The organism is Microbispora sp. NPDC046933 (genome assembly GCF_040644635.1).
Classification (GTDB): Bacteria; Actinomycetota; Actinomycetes; order Streptosporangiales; family Streptosporangiaceae; genus Microbispora.
The window spans coordinates 1-5484 of sequence record NZ_JBEYWW010000081.1 but is presented as its reverse complement, the minus strand read 5'-3'; the positions used below and the strand labels follow the sequence as shown (position 1 = coordinate 5484).

6 protein-coding genes are annotated in these 5484 nt (G+C 34.8%); 4 read left to right on the top strand and 2 right to left on the bottom strand.

The window, feature by feature from the left end:
• From ABZ857_RS43770 to ABZ857_RS43755, 4 genes are all read left to right on the top strand, one after another.
• Positions 1-250, top strand: a 250-nt coding sequence (locus tag ABZ857_RS43770; RefSeq protein ID WP_357056791.1) for a hypothetical protein, incomplete at its 5' end; no start/stop codon positions are given.
• Positions 251-374: 124 nt separating this feature from the next.
• Positions 375-2258, top strand: a complete 1884-nt coding sequence (pepO, locus tag ABZ857_RS43765) for an endopeptidase PepO (RefSeq protein WP_014011541.1) — start codon at positions 375-377, stop codon at positions 2256-2258.
• Between the two features lie 204 nt (positions 2259-2462).
• Positions 2463-2801, top strand: coding sequence for a BRCT domain-containing protein (locus ABZ857_RS43760; protein ID WP_014567975.1), 339 nt, complete (start codon positions 2463-2465; stop codon positions 2799-2801).
• A gap of 34 nt (positions 2802-2835) precedes the next feature.
• Positions 2836-3057 carry a hypothetical protein gene (locus tag ABZ857_RS43755; RefSeq protein ID WP_003132844.1) on the top strand — a complete coding sequence of 74 codons (222 nt, stop codon included), beginning with the start codon at positions 2836-2838 and terminating at the stop codon, positions 3055-3057.
• Between the two features lie 349 nt (positions 3058-3406).
• Here ABZ857_RS43755 and ABZ857_RS43750 read toward each other — a convergent pair whose 3' ends face one another.
• Both ABZ857_RS43750 and ABZ857_RS43745 read right to left on the bottom strand, forming a co-directional pair.
• A complete protein-coding gene (locus ABZ857_RS43750) occupies positions 3407-3961 on the bottom strand; it encodes a recombinase family protein (RefSeq protein ID WP_282675722.1) in 555 nt (184 codons plus the stop codon).
• Between the two features lie 234 nt (positions 3962-4195).
• A complete protein-coding gene (locus tag ABZ857_RS43745) occupies positions 4196-5392 on the bottom strand; it encodes a M20 family metallopeptidase (protein WP_015082999.1) in 1197 nt (398 codons plus the stop codon).
• Positions 5393-5484 lie beyond the last annotated feature (92 nt).

The window sequence follows — 5484 nt, the reverse complement described above, 5'->3', positions numbered from 1 at the left end:
CGGGCACGGACAGCCATCCGGCCCCGGCCACCCCCGGGGTGCGCACCCGGAGCCAGCACCAACGGCGCCGGCGCATGCTTTCGTTAAATATCAAGAAGATATGAATAAAAAAGCTTATGTGATTCCAACTAACTTTATGTTGAATTATACTCCTGTTAACAAACGTGTAGTTGGAATGACGCATGATTATGGTGCAATGAATACTTGGTCAGAAATTGGTGTTTCTTCTGCTAAGTTGGCCACCAAATAGTTTTACTTAACTTTTGTTTACAAGTTTTTTTGTAAAAATACCCTCACTTTAGTTTTCGCAATTCTAAAGTCACAGAAGTTCAAATTTATGATTTGAGCTTCTTTTATTAAAAAAGGAGTTTGATATGACAAGGATTCAAGATGATTTATTCGCTACTGTTAATGCTGAATGGTTAGAAAATGCAGAAATTCCTGCAGACAAACCAAGAATTTCAGCTTTTGATGAATTAGTACTAAAAAATGAGAAAAATTTGGCTAAAGATTTAGCTGATTTATCACAAAACCTACCTACTGATAATCCAGAGTTGCTTGAAGCAATCAAATTTTATAATAAAGCAGGAGATTGGCAAACCAGAGAAAAAGCGGACTTTTCTGCCGTAAAAAATGAACTTGCTAAAGTTGAAACTTTAAATACTTTTGAAGATTTTAAAAATAATTTGACTCAACTCGTTTTCCATTCACAGGCACCTCTTCCGTTTTCTTTTAGTGTTGAACCTGATATGAAAGATGCTATTCACTATTCTCTTGGATTTTCTGGCCCGGGTTTGATTTTACCTGATACCACTTATTATAATGATGAACACCCTAGAAAAAAAGAATTACTTGATTTTTGGGCTAAAAACACAAGCGAAATTTTAAAGACATTTGATGTTGAAAATGCAGAAGAGATTGCAAAGTCTGCCCTTAAATTCGATGCTCTTTTAGTTCCATCAGCAAATACTTCTGAAGAGTGGGCAAAATATGCTGAACTTTATCATCCAATTTCTACTGACAGCTTTGTCAGTAAAGTTAAAAACCTGGATTTAAAATCTTTAATTAAAGATTTAGTAAAAACTGAACCTGATAAAGTCATTGTTTACGAAGATCGTTTTTATGAATCATTTGATTCACTTATCAATGAAGAAAATTGGTCACTCATTAAAGCTTGGATGCTGACAAAAATTGCACGTGGCGCTACTTCTTTCTTCAATGAAGACCTTAGAATTCTTGGTGGAGCTTATGGACGTTTCCTTTCAAATGTTCAAGAAGCAAGAAGTCAAGAAAAACATCAACTTGATTTGACTGAGTCTTATTTTAGCCAAGTGATTGGTTTATTCTATGGTAAAAAATATTTTGGTGAAGCTGGTAAGGCCGATGTCAAACGGATGGTCACTGCAATGATTAAAGTTTACCAAGCGCGTTTGTCTAAAAATGAGTGGCTCAGTCAAGAAACAGCTGAAAAAGCCATTGAAAAATTGGATGCTATTACTCCTTTCATTGGTTTCCCAGATAAATTGCCTGAAATTTATAGTCGTTTAAAAACAACTTCTGGCTCTCTCTATGAAGATGCCCTTAAATTCGATGAAATTTTGACTGCTCGAACTTTTGAAAAATTCTCAGAAGATGTTGATAAAACAAGCTGGCATATGCCTGCTCATATGGTCAATGCTTATTATAGTCCTGATAGTAATACAATTGTTTTTCCAGCAGCAATTTTGCAAGCTCCTTTTTACTCTCTTGAACAATCTTCATCACAAAATTACGGTGGAATCGGCACAGTTATTGCTCACGAAATTTCTCACGCTTTTGATAACAACGGTGCCCAATTCGATAAAGAAGGAAATTTGAACAAATGGTGGTTAGATGAAGATTATGAAGCTTTTGAAGAAAAGCAAAAAGAAATGATTGCACTCTTTGACGGCGTAGAAACCGAAGCTGGTCCAGCAAACGGAAAACTCATTGTGTCAGAAAATATTGCTGACCAAGGAGGAATTACAGCGGCACTGACAGCAGCTAAAGATGAGAAAGACGTTGATTTGAAGGCTTTCTTTAGTCAGTGGGCTAAGATTTGGCGCATGAAAGCAAGTAAAGAATTCCAACAAATGCTTTTGTCAATGGATTTTCATGCACCCGCTAAACTTCGTGCAAATATTCCTCCAACAAATCTCGAAGAATTTTACGATACTTTTGATGTTAAAGAAACAGATAAGATGTATCGTGCACCAGAAAATCGTCTTAAAATTTGGTAATCATTGAATTTATATTAATGATATATTTAAATTGAGTCAAATAATTTAGAAAAAGCACCTATAATCACAAAGTTATGAGTGCTTTTTCCACTTTTTGATATATTATAAAAAGAGTTATTGCTAGCACGGTTAGGATACCAGAGTATACTTCAAAGGTTTATATTTATTTTCTGATATAATTGGATTCCTAGAAGGTCAAATAAGTTGATCATCGAGTCCATTCAGAAAAACAGCAGAGGTGGTTTAATGCTAGAGAATGAATATTTTGTATTTACTGGCACCCTTACAACGATGACAAGAAAACAAGCACAATCAATCATTATAGGTTTAAAAGGGCATAATCAGAACGCTGTGACTAAAAAAACGACTAGACTAGTCACAGGCAATTTTCCGATTGATTTAATAAAAGGCTATCATCATTCGCATAAAATATCAGAGGCTAAGCAATCTAAACGAAAAGGACAACGAATAATGATAATGACTGAAAAAGAATTTATCGAATTTTTAGCTCAAACTTTTCAACTTCTCTCAAAAGGGTTATAATTATGCTTGTTATATTATTGATAGAGGAGGAATTATGAAAACTTTAGGAAAAGCTATTGCTAATAAAATTGCTTTAGTTTTGTCCCAATACTTCCAACTTCCACCAGGATATCTGATGGGAGTTATCCCCAATCATGTCCCCAATGACCCACGAGCTTACTTCGAGCAATTGAATGAAGAACAAAAAGTAGAATTGTTAAAAGTATGCCACAAATGGTCGGAAAAACGAGTTGAAAATATGCAATACTTAAACTGAAAACGTAAAAAGTTTATCATAATGATAAGCTTTTTGTATCTTGCTTAACTTATTGACCTTGGAGAGAATTCATATTCATTTCGCCCAAGATTCACTGAAAGCAACCTATTGCAAAGTTGGTTCAGTTCGTTGTCCAAGACAGTACTCAATATGTAATTGCAGAAAATTGGGAAAATCAACCAGCGTTAGATTTACATAACAAAAAGGAACGCTTGAAATCTTTTGTTAGAAATATCAGTCAATATCTTATCGAAGATTGTAAAATTAGTATGAGTTACTAATTATACCAAAGTAAAAAAATTAAACCAGCTTGCACCTTAATAGTTGTGAGCTGGTCTTTTATTTTATTCTAAAACTTATTAATATATCTATAAATTGTGGTTCTTGAAACTCCCCAAGAATCCGCAATCGACTTAATCGGCGTACCACTTTCTACCAAGGTTTTAAGAAGCTTTACGTCTTGCTCCGAAAATTTCTCAGGTCTTCCTCCAAGTCGTCCTCTTGCACGTGCGGCTTCTCTACCAGCGGCAGAACGCTCCAAAATAAGATTTCGCTCAAATTCCGCAAAAGCCGCAAACAAATGAAACATCAATTGTCCAGTCGAACTTGATTTATCCATTGTAATATTTTCTTGCAAGCTATGGAAGCTTACTCCTTTATCATTAAGTGAATTAACTATGCTAATTAAGTCCTCCATATTTCTTCCTAATCGATCTAACCGCCAAACAACAATCGTATCTCCAGGACGAGAAAATTCGATGGCGGATTTTAATCCAGGTCTATCTTTTTTACTTCCTGACAGATGGTCAGTAAATATTTTCTCACAATCATATTTTTTAAGACTATCTTTTTGTAAATCCAAATTTTGAAGTCCAGTTGAAACTCGTGCATATCCGATATTCATTTTATTCTCCTTTGTTCTAATTTATTGTATCATAACTTAGAAATATATATATAAATGAACATAGAATAAATTACGGGTTAATGAACGAGGAATGTAAATGATTTTGAGAGTTTTTATAACAAAAGAAGAGTGTCCAGAAAATGACCTTTTTCTGGACATAGGATAGAAATATTTTTATAAGTTTATTAAATAACGAAGGAGCAACTTTAGCTACAAATCTTGCTATTTGTAAATCTACATTTTTTTATTGAAAAATAGATAGTTTATAGTTACAGTTGCAACTGCTTTAGCCGCGATTAAAATACTTTTCTCATTCATTTTAAATAAAGGGCTATGATGGGGATAATTTCCGCCGTCTTCAGGCTGTGCACCAATGTAAAAGAAAGTACTTGGTACAACTTGCCCATAATATGAAAAATCTTCAGAAGGATTTTGTGGTCCTAAATCGACTATATTATTGACTTCTGAAATATTCTGATCTTTTAAGCTGTCAACTACAAAGTGAGTGAGATTTTCTGAATTAAAGAGTACAGGATAGTTATCGTCATAATCTACAATCACTTCAACCCCAAAGGTTACTCCAACGCCTTTAGCAATTTGTTTCACTTGGTCTCGGATGACTTTTCTAGTTGTTTCTTTCATCATCCGAACATCCCCTTTTAACACTACTTTATCTTGTATAGCATTAAAACTTCCTGCTCCATCAAATGATCCAATAGTTACAGTACCCATGTCAAATGGATCTATTCTTCTTGAAATTACTGTTTGGAGTTCAGTTACAAAGTAACTAGCGGCTACTATTGCATCATTACTTAATTGTGGCATAGAAGCGTGACCTCCGTTTCCTTTGATTGTAATGGTGAAATTAGAACGTCCCGTTTGAGTTTCTTTATTATGATAGGCAATGACCCCTGTTTTAATTGTAGTCATCACATGAACCCCGATCATATTATCGACACCGTCAAGAGCTCCTGCTTTAATCATACCTTTGGCACCACCAGGAGATACTTCCTCTGCTGGTTGATGGACAATTCTAACTCTTCCCGGAAGTTCTTGTTTTATTTTTACTAGTTCTCTAGCAAGTACCATCAAATATGCAGTATGTGCATCGTGTCCACAGGCATGCATTACTCCTGGATTGACCGATTTAAAACTTAAATCATTATCTTCAAAAATAGCAAGAGCATCAAAGTCTGCTCTCAACGCAAGAGTTTTTCCGGATTTTCCACCTTCAATATCAACGATGATTCCAAATCCCTTTCCGATAAGTTTTGGTTCACAGTCAAGTTCTTTATAAAAGCCCATAATATACTTAAATGTTTCTTTTTCTTGAAAAGAAATTTCTGGGTATTGATGAAGATGACGCCTAATTTGAATCATTTCATTCTCATATTGTGTTAAGCTAGTCAACAAATTATTAAGTAGTTTCATATGATACCTCTAAACTTTCTACCCGAATTGCTAGTTAATTTCATTGGAAAATAAATTCTCGGCCTCCGTGGTGCCCTCGGAAACGGCGATCC

Excerpts from the sequence above, each read along its gene's own strand:
- pepO (WP_014011541.1), top strand. The coding sequence starts at position 375 with ATGACAAGGATTCAAGATGATTTATTCGCTACTGTTAATGCTGAATGG.
- ABZ857_RS43755 (WP_003132844.1), top strand. The coding sequence starts at position 2,836 with ATGAAAACTTTAGGAAAAGCTATTGCTAATAAAATTGCTTTAGTTTTG.
- ABZ857_RS43745 (WP_015082999.1), bottom strand. The coding sequence starts at position 5,392 with ATGAAACTACTTAATAATTTGTTGACTAGCTTAACACAATATGAGAAT.
- ABZ857_RS43750 (WP_282675722.1), bottom strand. The coding sequence starts at position 3,961 with ATGAATATCGGATATGCACGAGTTTCAACTGGACTTCAAAATTTGGAT.